The sequence below is a fragment of the Roseovarius sp. YIN77 genome (genome assembly GCF_057219155.1).
In genome coordinates, this window is record NZ_JBXVVI010000002.1 from 119273 (window position 1) to 135830 (window position 16558).

The window sequence follows — 16558 nt, forward strand, 5'->3', positions numbered from 1 at the left end:
ATGCATCCGGACGTCCTTGATTTACGGTCTTTTTACTATCGCAGCGCGTTGGGTCGTGCGGCGCAAAAGGTCATTCGCGATCAGCTTGTCGAGATTTGGCCTGAGGCACGTGGCGAAACCATTGTCGGCTTTGGTTTTGCTGTCCCTCTTCTAAGGCCCTATTTGGGGAAGGCACGCCGAATTATCGGATTGATGCCCGGTCAGCAAGGGGTCATGTCCTGGCCTGCCGCCATGCCGAATGTCGCGACTTTGTGCGAAGAAACACGATGGCCATTGGCAACGGGAAGTGTTGATAAATTAGTCCTGTTGCACGGTCTGGAAACCAGTGACCAGCCCTCTACCTTGTTGGAAGAGTGCTGGCGGGTCTTGGGGCCCGGTGGTCGTGCGATTTTCATTGTTCCGAACCGGGGCGGGATGTGGTCCCGGAGTGACCGGACACCGTTTGGATATGGTCGCCCATACAGTATGGGGCAGCTGGAAACGCAGCTAAAGCGCCATGACTTTGTCACCGACCGACAGTTCTCCGCACTTTTTATCCCCCCGAGCGAACGACGTTTTTGGCTAAGCAGTCTTCAGTTCTGGGAACGCAATGGTCAGCGGTTTTCATTTTTCCGATCCGGCGGCGTATTAATCGTCGAAGTATCGAAACAACAGTTGCAGCCCAAACGCCCGGGCTTGGCGGTATCGGTCAAACGGCCGCTTCGTTTGTTGGAAGGATTGGCGCAGCCCGAGGCAAAGCCCATTTGATTTGACGGAGAATCATAGTGGTTACTTGGGTGAAATTTGTCATTTCAATGCGCGCAAAGCGTCGCACCTTCACCGAAACCCTAATTCTTTAGGTTTGCTTTCGTTGGAATTAGGCGCAAAGGCAGTTGATAGGGGCCGCAGGCTCTGCTACACCCACGCCGATTTCGGTGCTTACATCCGTAGGTGCCGCTTAGCTGCCGAGCCATGGTTTGCCCTTAAGAAGGTAACAGGTGAGGCTTGTGACTTCGGAAGGGTGGACGTGTCTGAATCTGCTTCGATCTCATCCGGCATTGCTGCGCGCTATGCCACGGCCATTTTTGAGTTGGCCAAAGAAAGCAAATCTGTAGAAGCACTCGAGCGGGATGTTGAAGCCCTCGCTGCGGCGCTGAATGACAGCGCAGATTTTGCCGATCTGATTTCATCTCCGGTCTACGCCCGTGATCAGCAAGCCAATGCGATTGGCGCGATTGCTGCAAAAATGGGATTGTCCGAAACCGTGACCAATGCTTTGCGCCTGATGGCAACAAAGCGTCGCCTGTTTGTTCTGCCGCAACTGCTGCGGGCGCTGGGCGAGTTGATTGCGAAAGAAAAAGGTGAAGTTGCCGCCGATGTGACCGCCGCCAAGGCGTTGACAAAGGCACAATCTGACAAGCTTGCGAAATCGCTAAAAGCGACGATTGGCAAGACTGTGAAAATCAATTCGACCGTTGATGAAAGCCTCATCGGCGGTCTTGTCGTTAAAGTGGGCTCGAAAATGATCGACACGTCGATCCGTTCGAAGCTCAATGCACTCCAGAATTCAATGAAAGAGGTCGGATAATGGGAATCCAGGCAGCCGAAATCTCTGCGATTCTGAAGGAACAGATCAAATCCTTCGGACAAGATGCAGAAGTTGCTGAAATTGGCCGCGTGCTAAGCGTTGGTGACGGTATTGCGCGTGTACACGGGCTCGACAACATCCAAGCAGGTGAGATGGTCGAGTTTCCGGGTGGTATCCGCGGGATGGCCCTGAACTTGGAAAGTGATAACGTTGGTATCGTTATCTTTGGTGCCGACCGTGGAATCAAAGAGGGCGACACCGTTAAGCGGACCAACGCCATCGTGGACGTTCCTGTTGGGGATGAACTGCTGGGCCGCGTTGTTGATGGCTTGGGCAACCCGATTGACGGCAAAGGTCCGGTCAACGCGTCTGGTCGTTCCGTCGCTGATGTGAAGGCTCCGGGCATCATTCCGCGTAAATCGGTTCATGAACCGATGGCAACCGGCCTGAAGTCAGTTGACGCGATGATCCCGATTGGCCGTGGCCAGCGCGAGCTGATCATTGGCGACCGTCAAACCGGTAAAACCGCCGTAGCGCTGGACACCATCCTGAACCAGAAAGCCTATAACGACGCTGCTGGTGATGATGAATCCAAGAAACTTTACTGTATCTACGTCGCTGTTGGACAAAAGCGTTCGACCGTTGCGCAGCTGGTGAAGCGTTTGGAAGAATCTGGTGCAATCGAATATTCCATCGTTGTGGCCGCTACCGCGTCTGACCCGGCGCCAATGCAGTTCCTGGCACCTTATGCTGCGACGTCTATGGCGGAACATTTCCGCGACAACGGCCGCCACGCTCTGATCATCTATGATGATCTGTCCAAACAGGCTGTGGCCTATCGCCAGATGTCGCTCTTGCTGCGTCGCCCGCCGGGCCGCGAAGCTTATCCGGGTGACGTTTTCTACCTTCACTCCCGCCTGCTGGAACGTTCTGCAAAGCTGAACGAAGACAACGGCGCTGGCTCTTTGACCGCTTTGCCGATCATTGAAACCCAGGGTGGCGACGTTTCTGCGTTTATTCCGACGAACGTGATCTCGATCACCGACGGTCAGATCTTTCTGGAAACCGAATTGTTCTATCAGGGTATCCGCCCAGCTGTGAACACAGGTCTGTCTGTGTCTCGTGTGGGGTCATCGGCACAAACCAACGCGATGAAATCCGTTGCGGGTCCGGTGAAACTGTCACTGGCCCAGTATCGCGAAATGGCAGCGTTTGCGCAGTTTGGTTCCGACCTTGACGCCGCAACCCAACAGCTGTTGAACCGTGGTGCGCGTTTGACCGAGCTGATGAAACAGCCGCAATATTCCCCGCTGACCAACGCAGAGATTGTCTGCATGATCTATGCTGGTACCAAAGGGTATCTGGACAAGATCGAGGTTAAACAGGTCGGCCGGTTCGAGCAGGGCTTGTTGAACCACCTGCGCGGCAAGTATGCTAACCTGCTGAACTACATCACCAAGGAAGACCCCAAAGTGAAGGGTGAAGCCGAGGATAAGATCAAGGCAGCTATCGAAGAGTTCGCCGCAGATTTCGCATAAGGGGACGCGGCAATGCCAAGTCTTAAGGACCTTAAAAACAGGATCGAGTCGGTCAAATCGACCCGCAAGATCACCAAGGCCATGCAGATGGTGGCCGCCGCGAAATTGCGGCGGGCACAGGAAGCGGCCGAGGCTGGCCGTCCATACACGGAACGCATGAATGCGGTTCTGGGTGGGCTTGCTGCCTCTGTCGGCGGCTCCGACTCTGCGCCTCGCCTTCTATCAGGCACCGGGGCAGATCAGGTTCAGCTGTTGATTGTCATGACGTCAGAACGCGGCCTTTGTGGTGGCTTCAACTCATCAATCGTCAAACTGGCCCGTGCCAAGGTGGAAGAGCTGAAAGCTTCTGGCAAAACGGTGAAAATTCTGACCGTTGGCAAAAAAGGCCGTGAACAGCTAAAGCGCGACTACCAAGATCTGATGATCTCGCATGTCGACATGAGCGAAGTGAAGAATGTGGGTTATGAAAATGCCCATGATATTGCCAAGGATATTCTGGCCCGATTTGATACGGGCGAGTTTGATGTGGCAACGATCTTCTTCAACCAGTTCCAGTCGGTGATCAGCCAAATCCCAACAGCGCAGCAAATCATTCCTGCTGCATTCGAGGATGCGAGCGACGATGCCGGCACCCTTTATGACTATGAACCAAGCGAAGAAGAAATTCTTGCTGACCTGCTTCCGCGGGGAGTGGCCACACAAATTTTTGCGGCGCTTTTGGAAAATGGTGCATCAGAGCAAGGCGCGCGGATGTCCGCTATGGATAACGCAACCCGAAATGCTGGCGACATGATCGACAAACTGACAATTCAATACAACCGTTCACGTCAGGCTGTGATCACTAACGAACTGATTGAAATTATCTCGGGCGCCGAGGCGCTCTAACCGAACCGGAGAATAGAAACATGGCAAACGCAAAAGGCAAAATCACCCAGGTGATCGGTGCCGTCGTGGACGTTCAGTTCGAAGATCGCCTGCCGGAGATTCTGAACGCACTGAACACAATTAACAATGGCAAGAAGCTGGTTCTGGAGGTTGCGCAGCACCTCGGCGAAAACACAGTTCGTACCATTGCAATGGACGCATCCGAAGGTCTGGTCCGTGGTCAAGAAGTAACCGACACCGGGTCCCCGATCTCGGTACCCGTTGGTAATGCAACATTGGGTCGTATCCTGAACGTAACCGGTGATCCGGTTGACGAAAAAGGTGACGTCGATGCAACTGAAACGCGCCCAATTCACGGCGACGCGCCCGCATTTTCTGAGCAGTCAACTGAAACAGAGATCTTGACAACAGGTATCAAAGTTATCGACCTGCTGGCGCCCTATACCAAAGGTGGTAAAATCGGCCTGTTCGGCGGCGCCGGTGTTGGCAAAACAGTTTTGATCATGGAACTGATCAACAACATTGCGAAAGTGCACTCTGGTGTATCTGTGTTTGCCGGTGTTGGTGAACGGACGCGTGAAGGTAATGACCTTTATCACGAGATGATTGAATCTGGCGTTATTGTTCCAGAGAACCTTTCAGAATCAAAAATTGCGCTGGTCTACGGCCAGATGAACGAACCTCCCGGGGCACGTATGCGTGTTGCACTGTCTGGTCTGACTTTGGCTGAACAGTTCCGTGATGACACAGGTTCCGACGTTCTGTTCTTTGTTGATAATATCTTCCGCTTTACCCAAGCTGGTTCCGAGGTGTCTGCGCTTTTGGGTCGTATCCCATCAGCGGTGGGATATCAGCCAACTCTGGCCACGGATATGGGCGCGATGCAGGAACGGATTTCTTCGACGAAGTCCGGTTCGATCACATCGGTTCAAGCTGTTTATGTTCCAGCAGATGACTTGACTGACCCGGCGCCTGCAACATCGTTTGCGCACCTTGATGCGACAACCGTTCTGGACCGTGCGATCTCTGAAAAGGGTATCTACCCAGCTGTGGACCCGCTTGGTTCCACATCGCGTCTTTTGGACCCGCAAATCATCGGTGAAGAACATTATAAAGTTGCCACTGACGTTCAGCAGGTTCTGCAGCGCTACAAGTCTTTGCAAGACATCATCGCCATTCTTGGCATGGACGAACTGTCAGAAGAAGACAAACTGGCAGTGGCGCGCGCACGTAAGATTGAACGCTTCTTGTCTCAGCCTTTTGACGTTGCAAAGGTCTTTACCGGCTCTGATGGTGTTCAGGTTCCTCTGGATGTCACTATTGCGTCGTTCAAAGCTGTGGTTGCTGGCGACTACGATCACCTGCCTGAGGGTGCCTTCTACATGGTTGGTGGCATCGACGAGGTGATCGCCAAAGCCGAAAAAATGGCCGCTGAAGCCGCCTAAAGGAGGGCCTGATGGCCGATATGATGCAATTTGATCTGGTTTCACCTGAAAAGCGTCTGGCCTCGTTTGAGGCGGAGTCCGTACGGATTCCTGCAGCTGAAGGTGAAATGACAGTGATGGCTGGTCATGCGCCGGTCATCTCGACCCTGCGTCCAGGCATTCTGCATGTCGAAGGCGGGCAGGGCGGTGATTACATCGTCACCGGTGGCTTTGTCGATATCAGCGAGGCTGGTGTATCGGTTCTGGCAGAACGTGCTTTTGCCAAGGACAGTGCATCGCGCGAGGATATTCAGGCCGTTCTGGATGCAGCGCAAGAACACCACGCCAATGCTGTGGATGATCAGAAAGATGCGGCTGCATTGCTGGTTGCTGATTTGACGGATGTCCTGAACGCCATGGTCTGATATCAGACAGTGTTCCAAGATTTAGAGCCTCGGCCAGATTGGTCGGGGCTCTTTTTTTGGTCAAATCAACGGGCTGCAACACGACTGCATAGCGTCGGTATTACGTCGGTGCAACTTTGGCCCATTGTCACACTGCTTTGATGCTCAGCTTTCCGGATTTCCAGCGATCTGCCGTTCCATTTCGTTGCGATCATAGAAACCGCGAACCCTGCGGGCTTTGAAATCTGGCGTCAGGTCCCATTCATGCCAACCCGGTAAAGAGACAAAATTGCCGGTCTCGTCATGATGTCCTTCGAGTGTCCAGAGGAACACGGCGCGATAATCCGCGTAGCGGGTGCCGTTCACGATCACGCGAACATCGGGAAAGAGCGTCATCAAGGCTGCGGCGGAAGAGCGTATCGCGTCATAACCCTGATGCGTCACGTCACCGTTCACTGTGATTGCGCAATCGTCAGGGTCATAGAGTGCCATCGTAGCCTCTGCATCCTGGGCGGACCACGCTGCGGCATGTTGCTGGGCGATTTTCTGTATTCGCGTTGCTTCGTCACACATAGGCGAAGCATAGATTCAAATCACGCTTTGAACAGACCTTCATAGATCGGTTCCAGCGTCGAGTGATCAAACAGCGAAGATACCGATGTGCCGTTCCATGTATTCAGGATCGCCTGGGCAAAGATTGGGGCGGTTGGCAGGATGCGAATGTTGGGCGCACCCTTAACAGCATCCGTTGGCGCGATCGTGTCGGTGATCACCAGGTTTTTCATGACAGAGTTGGACACACGTTCCACCGCCGGGCCGCTGAGGACGCCGTGGGTGATGTAGGAATGGACCTCTTTCGCGCCATTTTCGACCAGAACACTGGCGGCCTTACACAGGGTGCCTGCGGTATCGACGATGTCATCGATGATCAGGCAGACCTTGTCTTTGACATCCCCAATCACGGTCATTTCGGCAACTTCGCCGGGTTTGCCGCGGCGTTTGTCGACGATCGACAGGGGGGCGCCGATCCGTTGCGCCAGGTCACGTGCCCGGGCCACGCCGCCAACATCGGGGGAGACGACCATAATTTCGTCCATCCGGTCCTTGAACTGATGCTTGACGTCCAGTGCAAAGATTGGGGAGGCATAGAGGTTGTCGACCGGAATATCAAAAAAGCCCTGAATCTGGGTGGCGTGCAGATCGAGCGTCAGCACACGTTCGATCCCGGCCTCGACAATCATGTTGGCGACGAGCTTGGCGGTGATCGGGGTGCGTGCCTTGGACCGGCGATCCTGTCGTGCATAGCCAAAATAGGGGATGACCGCAGTGATGCGAGAGGCAGAGGACCGGCGCATTGCATCCGAAATAATCAGCAGTTCCATCAGGTTGTCATTGGCCGGGTTTGACGTGGGTTGGATGATGAACATGTCCTCGCCACGGACGTTTTCATATACCTCGACAAAAATCTCGGCGTCGTTAAACCGTTCGACCCGGGCGTCCACCAAATCCAGAGACGTGCCGCGATGCATCGACATGCGACGGGCAACAGATTTGGCCAATTCCCGGTTGGCGTTACCGGAAATCAGTTTCGGTTCATTCGAATTTGGCATGGTCGGTCCCCGGGGCAGTCTGAGTGGCGGATTCGTGACGTGCACCGCTTAACATCCGGTTCACGTCTTGCCTAGATTCAATGGGTCAAATGGCGTATTTGATCGCCAGTTTCCGCCTTTCTGCAACGGATTATCTTTCTAAACCCCGACTTTGGTCAGCCGATGATCGCGCGACGCTCAAAAAGCGTTGAATATCAGTCTCTGTCACCGCCCAATCACAGACCAAACGGATTTGTTGACCTGATCCCTGCCGGGCGGGAAGAAGCCCGTGTTTGGCCAGATTGTCATGAACCGGGTCAGGAAAGCGGGCGAAGATCATGTTTGCATCGGGCGTGTAATCAAAGGACATGCCCGAAATGGTGCGCAGGCCGTCGGACAATTGCTTCCCCGACGTATTGGCGTGGCTGGCCAGATCCAACCACAGATTACGATCCAACACCGCATTGAACTGGGCCGCCAAATAACGCTGTTTGGAAAAGAGTTGTGCCGCCCGTTTGCGGCGAAGGGCCAATTCCCAGGCAACGGAGGGGTCAAAGATGATGCAGGCCTCAACCCCCATCAGGCCGTTTTTGGTGCCGCCAAAACTGACAGCGTCAATCCCGGCCTGCCAGCTCATCTCTGCCGGGCTGCATCCCAGCGCTGCGATGGCATTGGCAAAGCGGGCGCCATCCATATGGGTGCGCATGTTGTGTCTTTTAGCCACCACGCAAAGCGCCCGGATTTCTTCCTGGCTGTAGACTGTGCCGCATTCGGTCAGTTGGGCAATGGACAGCGCGCCGGGTTGCGGGCGATGCACGTCGCCTGCGCCCTGTGCGTGGATAGCTTCCTTTAGGTCTTCGGGGGTGATTTTGCCGTCTGGGGTTGGCAGGGGGGATAGTTGCAAACCACTGCCGAAAAACTCCACCGCGTTGCATTCATCAACACGGATATGGGACAGCGCCCCGCAATAAACCACATTCCAGGGCTGACACAAGGTGGACAGGATCAGGCTGTTGGCAGCAGTCCCTGTGCCGACAAGGCTGACCACGGCTTCTGGGGCCTCGAACAGCGCCCGGAGGCCATCCTCTGCCTGCTGGGTTATTGCGTCATCGCCATAGGAGGCAACATAGCCGTCATTGGCGTGATGGAGTGCTTCGATCACCTTTGGATGGACCGGTCCGCAATTGTCTGAAACGAACTGCATCAGATGGGTTCATCTATGATGTAGTTTTCCCAGTCTTCCTCTGGCACTTCAAACTCGGGAATGGTCTGATGCCGCATGGATCGGCCTGCATTGTGTACGGATTCCGGATCGCCCGAAACCAGCGGATGCCAGTCGTAGAGCGGCTTGCCTTCTGCCAGCAACCGATAGGCACAAGAGGCCGGCATGAAATACGCGACCTCGGCCATGGTGTTTGGCGTCAGAACGATGCATTCGGGCACGAACTGTTTGCGAATGTCGTATTGGCTACAGCGGCAGGTTTCATCATCCAGCAAGCGACAGGCCAGGCGGGTGAACACCACCTCGCCGGTGTCTTCGTCCTCCAGCTTGTTCAGGCAGCATTTGCCGCAGCCGTCACACAGGGCCTCCCACTCGGTTTTGGTCAGTTGGTCAAAGCTGTGGCGTTCCCAGAAGCGCGGGCGCAGGTCTTTGGTTTGCGATGTCATTTCAGGGCACTCAGGATTTTGCGGGCCTGTTCGCAATCCGAATTCATCTGAGCGATCAGATCATCGAGCCCATCGAATTTTTCCTCTGGGCGCAGATATTCGACCAACCCAACGGATAGCGAGGTGCCATAAAGATCACCCTTGAAGTCGAAGATATAGGTTTCCAGATTAGGCTTATGTTCCCCAAACATCGGGCGCGTGCCGATGCTGGCGGCGCCGTGATAGCTGCCACGATGCGGGCCTTCCAGCACATCAACAGTTACTGCATAGACTCCGAAACGGGGCGGGTGCAGGCCCTCGATCGACATATTGGCGGTAGGAAATCCCAGATCGCGACCACGCTGATAGCCGTGGATGACGGTGCCGTCGATCCGGTGCCAGTGGCCCAGCATCCGGGCAGCATCGCCGGGGCGACCCTCGCTCAGGGCGGAGCGGATATTGGTGGAGGAAAACTCCCCCCCCGGATCTTTGACCAGGGGGACAAGTGTAACGCCAAAACCCAGCTCTTCGCCAAAGGTCTGCAGATCTGTTGCGGTGCCGGTGCGACCCTTGCCAAAGCAGAAATCTGCCCCAACGACGACATGTTTCAGGCCCAGCGCCTTGTGGATGATATCTTTGGCAAATTCATGGGCTGTCAGGCCCGACAGGACCTCGCCGAAATGGAGTTCATAGAGCTTCTCTACTCCCAGTTTTTCAAGCCTATGTGCCCGAGCATCCGCATTCATCAGACGAAAGGGCAGGGCATCGGGGGCAAAATATTCGCGGGGATGCGGTTCAAAGGTCATGACACCCAACGGGCAGGTCAAGACCCGCGCCTGGGCACGAGCGATGTCAATCACGGCGCGGTGGCCCAGATGCACGCCATCAAAATTGCCAATCGCGACGCTGGCACCGCGATCACGATCTTCGATGTAATATGTGTCACGAATGATCCGCATGACACTGACCTAGCCCCACGTGCGGGACCATGCAAGCGGTCAGTCGAATTTCCGGCTGGGGGCCAGCACATTTGCCTCCCCCTTTAGAACAACGGTGTCCCCGATGGAGCATTTTGTATCGAGCTTCACCCGGCGTTTGGCATAGTCGATTTCCATCACCTCTACCTCTGCCAACACAACATCGCCAGGACGAACGGGGGCCATGAATTTCAGGGTTTGGCCCAGATAGACAGTGCCATGACCCGGCAGTTGTTCCCCGATCACGGCAGAGATGAGGCCAGCCGTCAGCATCCCGTGGGCGATGCGCCCCTGAAAGATGGTGTCTTGGGCATAGTCATCGTCCAGATGCACCGGATTGCGATCGGTAGAAACCTCGGCGAAGAGTTCGATATCCCGATCGGTCACCTCTTTGCGCAGGTGGCGGGTCATGCCGATTTCGAGGTCCTCGATGCAGATGGTTCCACGGGGCATATTGTCAAACATCCTGCCTCTCCGGCGTTTCAAAAGTAATTATCACACCCACATCGGGGTAGTTTCGCAATATAATTACTTTGCAGGTGCAGAAAGTCAAGAAAAATCCACGCCTATCTCAGGAAGCCCATCGTGTAGGTTGGCGATATATTTTCCCTTTGTAAAAAGGTGGTTAAGAGTTCTTCGTCGGGTTGATGTTGGGTTCCTGTCTCAATTGCTGCAAGACCACCAGACAGGAAAAGAGAATCGATATCTTCGCCCACGGCCCCTTTGATGTCGGTGCCGATGCCATCGCCGATCGCCAGAATTTCGCTATCGCGAATATCATGGCCGAGTGAGGCCAAGCGGCGTCGGGCCAGATCATAGATCGGGGGATGAGGTTTTCCGAAATAGAGGCTTTCCCCGCCCATTTCCGCGTAAAGCCTGGCTAATGCCCCTGCACACCATTCCCGGTGTTCACCGCGATCCACGACAATATCCGGGTTGGCGCAAAGGAGTTTTAACCCCTTGGTTTTGGCATAAAGAAAATCCGCACGATTGACGGACGGGTCGGCATGGGCGTCAAAGGGGCCGGTGCATACGATGCCTTCGGCCTCTGCCAGTGGGACCTTTTGGATGTTGATCGGGTGTTCCAAAAGCCGCAGTGGTTCAAAGAACCCGGCATCGTTGATTTCATCACCGATGAAATAGATCTTTTGCCCGACAACACCACGAAACAACGCCGACCGGGCACTGTCGCCAGAGGTTGCGATCGTATCCCAGCTGTCGGGGGCAACGCCGATCTTTTCCAACTGTGTCTTGACGGGATCGCGGGGTTTAGGGGAATTGGTGACCAGAACCACAACGCCGCCCCTTTCGCGATAATCCTGAAGCGCCTTCACCGCGTCCGGGAAGGGCACCAACCCGTTGTGAACACACCCCCACAGATCGACGAACAGGGCGCGGTAACGATCGGAAATTTCGCTGAGGGAATTGATTATCTGTGTCATAGGACCTTCGCAGTCATTTGGGGCAGGGTTGGTATGTGGACCTTTACAGCCCTTCAAATTCGCAAAGAACATGCACATCCATGCCCATCGCCTCTAGCTTTTTGCGTCCGCCCAGATCTGGCAGGTCAATGATGAATGAACAACCGACAATTTCACCGCCAAGCCGTTCGATCAGTTTGATCCCGGCCTCAGCCGTTCCGCCGGTGGCCAAGAGGTCGTCGACCAATAACACCTTTTCACCGGGCTGGATGGCATCATCGTGAAGCTCCACAATCGCCTCGCCATATTCCAACTGATATTCCTGGCTGATCGTGGTGCCCGGCAATTTGCCCTTCTTGCGGATCGGCACAAAGCCCAGCGTCAACTGATGGGCAATCGCCCCGCCCAAAATGAAACCGCGTGCTTCCAGCCCCACGACCTTGTCGATCTGTTCACCGGCATAGGGATGCAGCATCTGGTCCACCGCCATGCGAAACCCGCGGGGGCTGGCAAACAGCGTCGTGACATCGCGAAACAGGATTCCCTCATGCGGGAAATCGACGATGGTGCGGATGTAGTCTTTGACGTCTTTTCGTTGGTTCATGTCATCAATCACTGTGTGGGAGGGGTTAAAGCACGCGCCCGGCCACGGCGTCCAGTTTTGCCAACACCGCGGGATCGCGTTTATCAGGTGCGGTCAGGATGGCAAAATCCAGCGCGCGGTCGCAACCACAGGGGCAGGGGGATCGGGTCGCATCCAGCCGCATTGGCAGGCCCGTAATCGTTGCGCGGGCCTTGTCGGCATTGCCTGTCAATGTCGCGATGATATCGGTTATGTCGACTGTGCCATGGTCCGGGTGCCAGCTGTCATAATCGGTCACCATGGCGACGGAGGCATAGCACAGCTCTGCCTCGCGGGCCAATTTCGCCTCTGGCATATTGGTCATGCCGATGATGTCACAGCCCCAGCTTTCGCGGTACATTTTGGATTCGGCCACGGATGAAAACTGTGGCCCCTCCATCGCCAGATAAGTGCTGCCCTGATGCACGTTCACGCCGGCACCTTTGGCGGCGTCTGCCATGATCTGTCCCAGCCGCGCGCAGGTCGGATGGGCGACAGAGACATGGGCAACGCATCCGGTGCCAAAGAAGCTTTTTTCCCGGGCAAAGGTCCGGTCGATGAACTGATCGATAATGACGAAATCCCCGGGTGCCATATCCTCGCGAAAGGATCCGCAGGCTGACATAGAGATGACATCCGTCACCCCCAGCCGTTTCAGCGCGTCGATATTGGCCCGGTAGGGAACGGTGGAGGGGGAATAGACATGCCCGCGCCCGTGACGCGGTAAAAATGCGATCGGGATGCCTGATAGTCGCCCGGTTAGAATTGCATCAGATGGGCTGCCCCAGGGGCTGTTCACCTGGGTCCATTCCGCCCCTTCAAGCCCCTCGATCTCATACAGGCCAGACCCGCCAATCACGCCGATGAAAGTTGTCACGATCCCGCCCTCGTTTTGGTTTACAGAATGACCCTATTCGCCCGGCCTTTTGAGTGCAAAGACTTCTGTCACCCGGGCATAATCCCGGTATCCCAATCGAGCGAGCGGTTGAAAGGTTGTCACGTCAATCAGACCGTCCCGGATGCAGTTATCGCGGATATGCACCCCTGTGACCTCTCCCAAGACAAGAAAGTTACTGGCGCCGGGCAGTTGGACAATCTGGGTGAGTTTGCATTCCAGATTGGCCGGTGCGTCGGCGACGCGTGGGCAGTTGATGGTGTGGGATTCTGCCTTTTCAATTTCTGCGAATTGAAACTCGTCACCATCGGCGGGGTGTGCGCCGGAACTGGTATTCATGACATCCCGCGCCGCATATTCGACGATGTTGACGCAGAAAACACCGGTGTCACGGATATTGGCAACGCTGTCTTTGGTGTCCCCGCGATCTGGCTTGGACGAGGTCGAGGCAAACATCACCTGCGGTGGGTCATAGGCTACTGCATTGAAAAACGAATAGGGCGCGAGGTTGTCGCGTGATTGCCCATCCCGCGTGGAAATCCAGCCGATCGGACGCGGCGTGACGATTGCATTGAAGGGATTATGAGGGAGCCCGTGACCGTTTTCCGGTTGGTAAAACATCGGTATCCCCTTGCGTTGCCGAGACGTTCAGCCCGTGCTAGAGCATTTCGACGGAAAGGAAAATCCTGTTTTCGTTGAGCAGTTAAGGGCAGCGTTGTGCATTCGACACGTATGAGGGACATGTCAGAGTGATCACTCTCAATCTGGAAACCACAGAAGACTGGTGGGAAGTCGAGGCGCTGTATGACCTGTGCTTTGCCCCGGGGCGCGAGGCACTTTCGTCTTACCGTCTAAGAGATGGCGTGCCGCCGGTTCCTGAATTGTCCCTGGTTGCGCGGGATGAACAGGGGATATTGGCCGCCGCAATTCGGTATTGGCCAATCCGTGTTAATGGGCGGCGGGTTTTGTTGCTTGGCCCGATTGCAACCCATCCGACACGGCAGGGTGAAGGGTTGGGTGGATATCTGATGCTTGAAAGCCTGCGTCGAGCCGGAAATCTGGGGTGGGAGCGTGTCATGCTGGTGGGGGATGCCCCGTATTACAGCCGCTTTGGCTTTGAAAAGCTGGAAAATGTCGAAATGCCACCGCCAACCAACCCGGACCGTGTGCTTGGGATCGAACTTACCCCTGGCGCCTGGGACGGCGTAGCAGGTTCGGTTGAAAAGGAGGAGGCGCGCTAGGCGTTTCCGCGCAGCCAGTCCATCACGGCAGGGCGGACGGATTGCTGGCCCGAATTGCGAGCGTCATCGATAACGTCACGCACTTCTGTCAAATTACTGCGGCGTAGCAAGCTTTTGACCGGGCCGATCGATGCCGGGCGCATTGAGAGCGCTCGCAGCCCAACGGCGGCAAAACACAGAGCCTCTATTGGGCGGCCGGCATCCTCTCCGCAAAAAGAAATGGGCGTTCCGACCTCATTACAGCGATTGGTTATATGTTCGATCAGCCCTAGAAAACTGACATTCAAGGTGTCATAGCGCTGGCGCACCAGTTCATTTTCCCGGTCGGCGGCAAAAAAGAACTGTTTCAGGTCGTTGCCCCCGATTGAAATGAAATCGGCCAATTCAAAGAATTGACGCGGGGCGAAGGCCAGCGACGGTGTTTCCAGCATTGCGCCAATCTTCAGGTCGGTGGGGAGTGTGTGGCCTAGGCGCTCTTCCCGCTCAACCTCACGCAAAATCAAATCCCGTGCCTGTTTGAATTCCTCAAACTGGGCGACCATTGGGAACATGATCGACAGAGGTCGCCCATTTGCGGCACGCAGGAAAGCCTGCGCCTGCATACGCATGACGCCCGGTTTATCAAGCCCGACCCGAATGGCGCGCCATCCCATCGCGGGGTTGGGTTCGTCCTGCGAGTTCATGAAAGGAAGCACTTTGTCAGAACCGATATCGAGCGTTCGAAACACCACACGCTTGTCGCCAGCGGCATCCATGACCCGGGAATAAAGCGCAGCCAGTTCGCCGCGTTTTGGAACGCTGTTGCGGATCAGGAACTGCAATTCCGTGCGAAACAGGCCGACACCTTCGGCCCCAGAGCTGACCAAGGAGGGGAGATCAGCCATCAGGCCCGCATTCATGGTCAGCGTGATGACCTCTCCGGACAATGTTTCGGCGGGTTTTTCACGGATGGAACTGTATCGCTGCTGAGCCTCGGCCTGCATGGCGATTTTGTCGCGAAATGCCCCCACAACCGTTTCATCGGGGCGCAGGTGAACGACACCTTGTTCGCCATCCACCATGATGTGATCGCCATTCAAGGCCTCATTGGTGATCCGCTCTACGTGAACGACAAGCGGGATGGCCAAGGCGCGGGCAATAATCGTGGCGTGGGACCCGACAGAGCCCTCCTCCAGCACGATGCCTTTCAGATTGCGGCCATAATCCAAAAGTTCCGCCGGGCCGATATTGCGCGCAACCAGAATTGCGTCATCGGGCATTTCTGCCCCGGTATCCTTGCCTTGCCCTGTCAGGATGCGCAGCAAGCGGTTGGACAGGTCGTCCAGATCATGCAGCCGGTCGCGCAGATAAGGATCGGGCACCTGGCCAAGCCGCGCCCGGGCCGAGGATTGTTCCTTTTCAACCGCTGCCTCGGCTGACAGGCCCCGGGCGATATCCTCTTCCATCCGGCGCATCCAGCCTTTGGAATTGGCAAACATCCGATAAGCTTCCAAAACCTGAAGCTGTTCCTTGTCGCCGCCCCGTTGCGCATCAAGCATCTCGTCAACAGAGACACGCAGACTATCGACCGCCTCTTGCAGCCGGATAAGTTCTGCATGCGGGTCCTCGGCAATTGGGCGCGTCACGATCACGCGTGGTTCGTGCAGATAGACATGCCCCTCGGCCACGCCTTCCTGCGCGACACCGCCGCGCAACATCACCGGTTGCTGGTGCAGGGCCGACAGGGCCGCGCCTTCGCCGATAAAGGCACCCAGTTCGGTCATTTCTGCGAGCACCATGGCCACGACTTCTAGTGCGTAAATCTCATCGCCGGAAAATTCGCGGGCCTCTTTGGATTGCACGACCAGAACTCCCAGCCGTTCCCCCAAACGCTGCACCGGCACGCCGAGGAAGGAGGAAAACACTTCCTCGCCGGTTTCGGGCATGTAGCGAAACCCTTTGGTCGAGGGCGCATCCGCGGTGTTGATGGGTTGCGATGATTGGGCGACGCGGCCAACGAGCCCTTCGCCAAGGCGTAGGCGTGTTTGGTGAACGGAATCAGGATTCAGGCCCTGGGTCGCGCAAAGTTCCAGGGTTTCATCGTCTCGAAACAAATAAATTGAGCATACTTCGGTCTGCATCGAATCCGCGATCAGATGAGTAATGCGGTCAAGCCGTTCTTGGCCCTCGCTTTCTGCGGCAAGGGTTTCACGCAATCGTCCGAGGAGCTTGCGGCTCTCACTTTCCGTTTGTTCAACCATTTGGCGTTCGATGCTCTCCCAGTTGACTCTCATCTTAGAACACATCGCAGAATAGATAAAAACCTGTTTGTGCAGATGGCGCGCGGTTGTTTGCGCAGCTTTGTCGGG

18 protein-coding genes are annotated in these 16558 nt (G+C 55.7%); 7 read left to right on the forward strand and 11 right to left on the reverse strand.

What is annotated here, in order from left to right:
* The 6 genes from AC2D8P_RS04335 (at window position 1) to atpC (ending at window position 5839) form a co-directional block, all read left to right on the forward strand.
* Window positions 1-747 (forward strand): class I SAM-dependent methyltransferase, encoded by a 747-nt coding sequence (locus tag AC2D8P_RS04335; protein ID WP_484700806.1) that lies wholly within the window; start codon window positions 1-3, stop codon window positions 745-747.
* 259 nt (window positions 748-1006) lie between these two features.
* Window positions 1007-1567: a F0F1 ATP synthase subunit delta gene (locus AC2D8P_RS04340; protein WP_484701103.1), complete on the forward strand. Its 561-nt coding sequence runs from the start codon at window positions 1007-1009 to the stop codon at window positions 1565-1567.
* On the forward strand, window positions 1567-3105 hold the full coding sequence (atpA, locus tag AC2D8P_RS04345) for a F0F1 ATP synthase subunit alpha (RefSeq protein WP_484700807.1): 1539 nt from the start codon (window positions 1567-1569) through the stop codon (window positions 3103-3105). Before AC2D8P_RS04340 ends, atpA begins: the two co-directional genes overlap by 1 nt.
* A gap of 12 nt (window positions 3106-3117) precedes the next feature.
* Window positions 3118-3990 (forward strand): F0F1 ATP synthase subunit gamma, encoded by an 873-nt coding sequence (locus AC2D8P_RS04350; RefSeq protein ID WP_484700809.1) that lies wholly within the window; start codon window positions 3118-3120, stop codon window positions 3988-3990.
* A gap of 20 nt (window positions 3991-4010) precedes the next feature.
* Window positions 4011-5435 carry a F0F1 ATP synthase subunit beta gene (gene atpD, locus AC2D8P_RS04355; RefSeq protein ID WP_484700810.1) on the forward strand — a complete coding sequence of 475 codons (1425 nt, stop codon included), beginning with the start codon at window positions 4011-4013 and terminating at the stop codon, window positions 5433-5435.
* A gap of 11 nt (window positions 5436-5446) precedes the next feature.
* The gene (gene atpC / locus AC2D8P_RS04360; RefSeq protein WP_484700811.1) at window positions 5447-5839 is read left to right on the forward strand and encodes an ATP synthase F1 subunit epsilon; all 393 of its coding nucleotides are present in this window, start codon (window positions 5447-5449) and stop codon (window positions 5837-5839) included.
* A 144-nt stretch (window positions 5840-5983) separates the two neighbouring features.
* On the opposite strand, the gene AC2D8P_RS04365 is transcribed toward atpC, so the two are convergent.
* The 10 genes from AC2D8P_RS04365 to AC2D8P_RS04410 all read right to left on the reverse strand — a co-directional run bounded on the left by AC2D8P_RS04365 (window position 5984) and on the right by AC2D8P_RS04410 (window position 13590).
* Window positions 5984-6391 (reverse strand): nuclear transport factor 2 family protein, encoded by a 408-nt coding sequence (locus tag AC2D8P_RS04365; protein WP_484700812.1) that lies wholly within the window; start codon window positions 6389-6391, stop codon window positions 5984-5986.
* Window positions 6392-6411: 20 nt separating this feature from the next.
* Window positions 6412-7428 (reverse strand): ribose-phosphate pyrophosphokinase, encoded by a 1017-nt coding sequence (locus tag AC2D8P_RS04370; protein WP_484700814.1) that lies wholly within the window; start codon window positions 7426-7428, stop codon window positions 6412-6414.
* Window positions 7429-7558: 130 nt separating this feature from the next.
* Complete coding sequence (locus AC2D8P_RS04375) at window positions 7559-8611, reverse strand: threonine aldolase family protein (protein ID WP_484700816.1); 1053 nt, start codon at window positions 8609-8611, stop codon at window positions 7559-7561.
* Window positions 8611-9075, reverse strand: a complete 465-nt coding sequence (locus tag AC2D8P_RS04380) for a YcgN family cysteine cluster protein (protein WP_484700818.1) — start codon at window positions 9073-9075, stop codon at window positions 8611-8613. Before AC2D8P_RS04380 ends, AC2D8P_RS04375 begins: the two co-directional genes overlap by 1 nt.
* A complete protein-coding gene (locus tag AC2D8P_RS04385) occupies window positions 9072-10013 on the reverse strand; it encodes a bifunctional riboflavin kinase/FAD synthetase (RefSeq protein WP_484700820.1) in 942 nt (313 codons plus the stop codon). The genes AC2D8P_RS04380 and AC2D8P_RS04385 overlap by 4 nt, the downstream gene beginning before the upstream one ends.
* A 39-nt stretch (window positions 10014-10052) precedes the next feature.
* Window positions 10053-10496 (reverse strand): MaoC family dehydratase, encoded by a 444-nt coding sequence (locus tag AC2D8P_RS04390; protein ID WP_484700822.1) that lies wholly within the window; start codon window positions 10494-10496, stop codon window positions 10053-10055.
* Window positions 10497-10597: 101 nt separating this feature from the next.
* Window positions 10598-11473, reverse strand: a complete 876-nt coding sequence (locus AC2D8P_RS04395) for a TIGR01459 family HAD-type hydrolase (protein WP_484700824.1) — start codon at window positions 11471-11473, stop codon at window positions 10598-10600.
* Window positions 11474-11516: 43 nt separating this feature from the next.
* A complete protein-coding gene (locus AC2D8P_RS04400; protein ID WP_484700826.1) occupies window positions 11517-12056 on the reverse strand; it encodes an adenine phosphoribosyltransferase in 540 nt (179 codons plus the stop codon).
* Window positions 12057-12081: 25 nt separating this feature from the next.
* Window positions 12082-12954, reverse strand: a complete 873-nt coding sequence (locus AC2D8P_RS04405) for an S-methyl-5'-thioadenosine phosphorylase (protein ID WP_484701105.1) — start codon at window positions 12952-12954, stop codon at window positions 12082-12084.
* A 30-nt stretch (window positions 12955-12984) separates the two neighbouring features.
* Window positions 12985-13590, reverse strand: coding sequence for a flavin reductase family protein (locus AC2D8P_RS04410; protein WP_484700828.1), 606 nt, complete (start codon window positions 13588-13590; stop codon window positions 12985-12987).
* 128 nt (window positions 13591-13718) lie between these two features.
* On the opposite strand from AC2D8P_RS04410, the gene AC2D8P_RS04415 reads away from it, so the two are divergent.
* Entirely contained in the window at window positions 13719-14210 is a 492-nt protein-coding gene (locus AC2D8P_RS04415; RefSeq protein ID WP_484700830.1) for a GNAT family N-acetyltransferase, read from the forward strand.
* Here AC2D8P_RS04415 and ptsP read toward each other — a convergent pair.
* Window positions 14207-16450, reverse strand: coding sequence for a phosphoenolpyruvate--protein phosphotransferase (gene ptsP / locus AC2D8P_RS04420; RefSeq protein ID WP_484700832.1), 2244 nt, complete (start codon window positions 16448-16450; stop codon window positions 14207-14209). The two genes, AC2D8P_RS04415 and ptsP, sit on opposite strands and share 4 nt — an antisense overlap.
* Window positions 16451-16558: the final 108 nt, after the last annotated feature.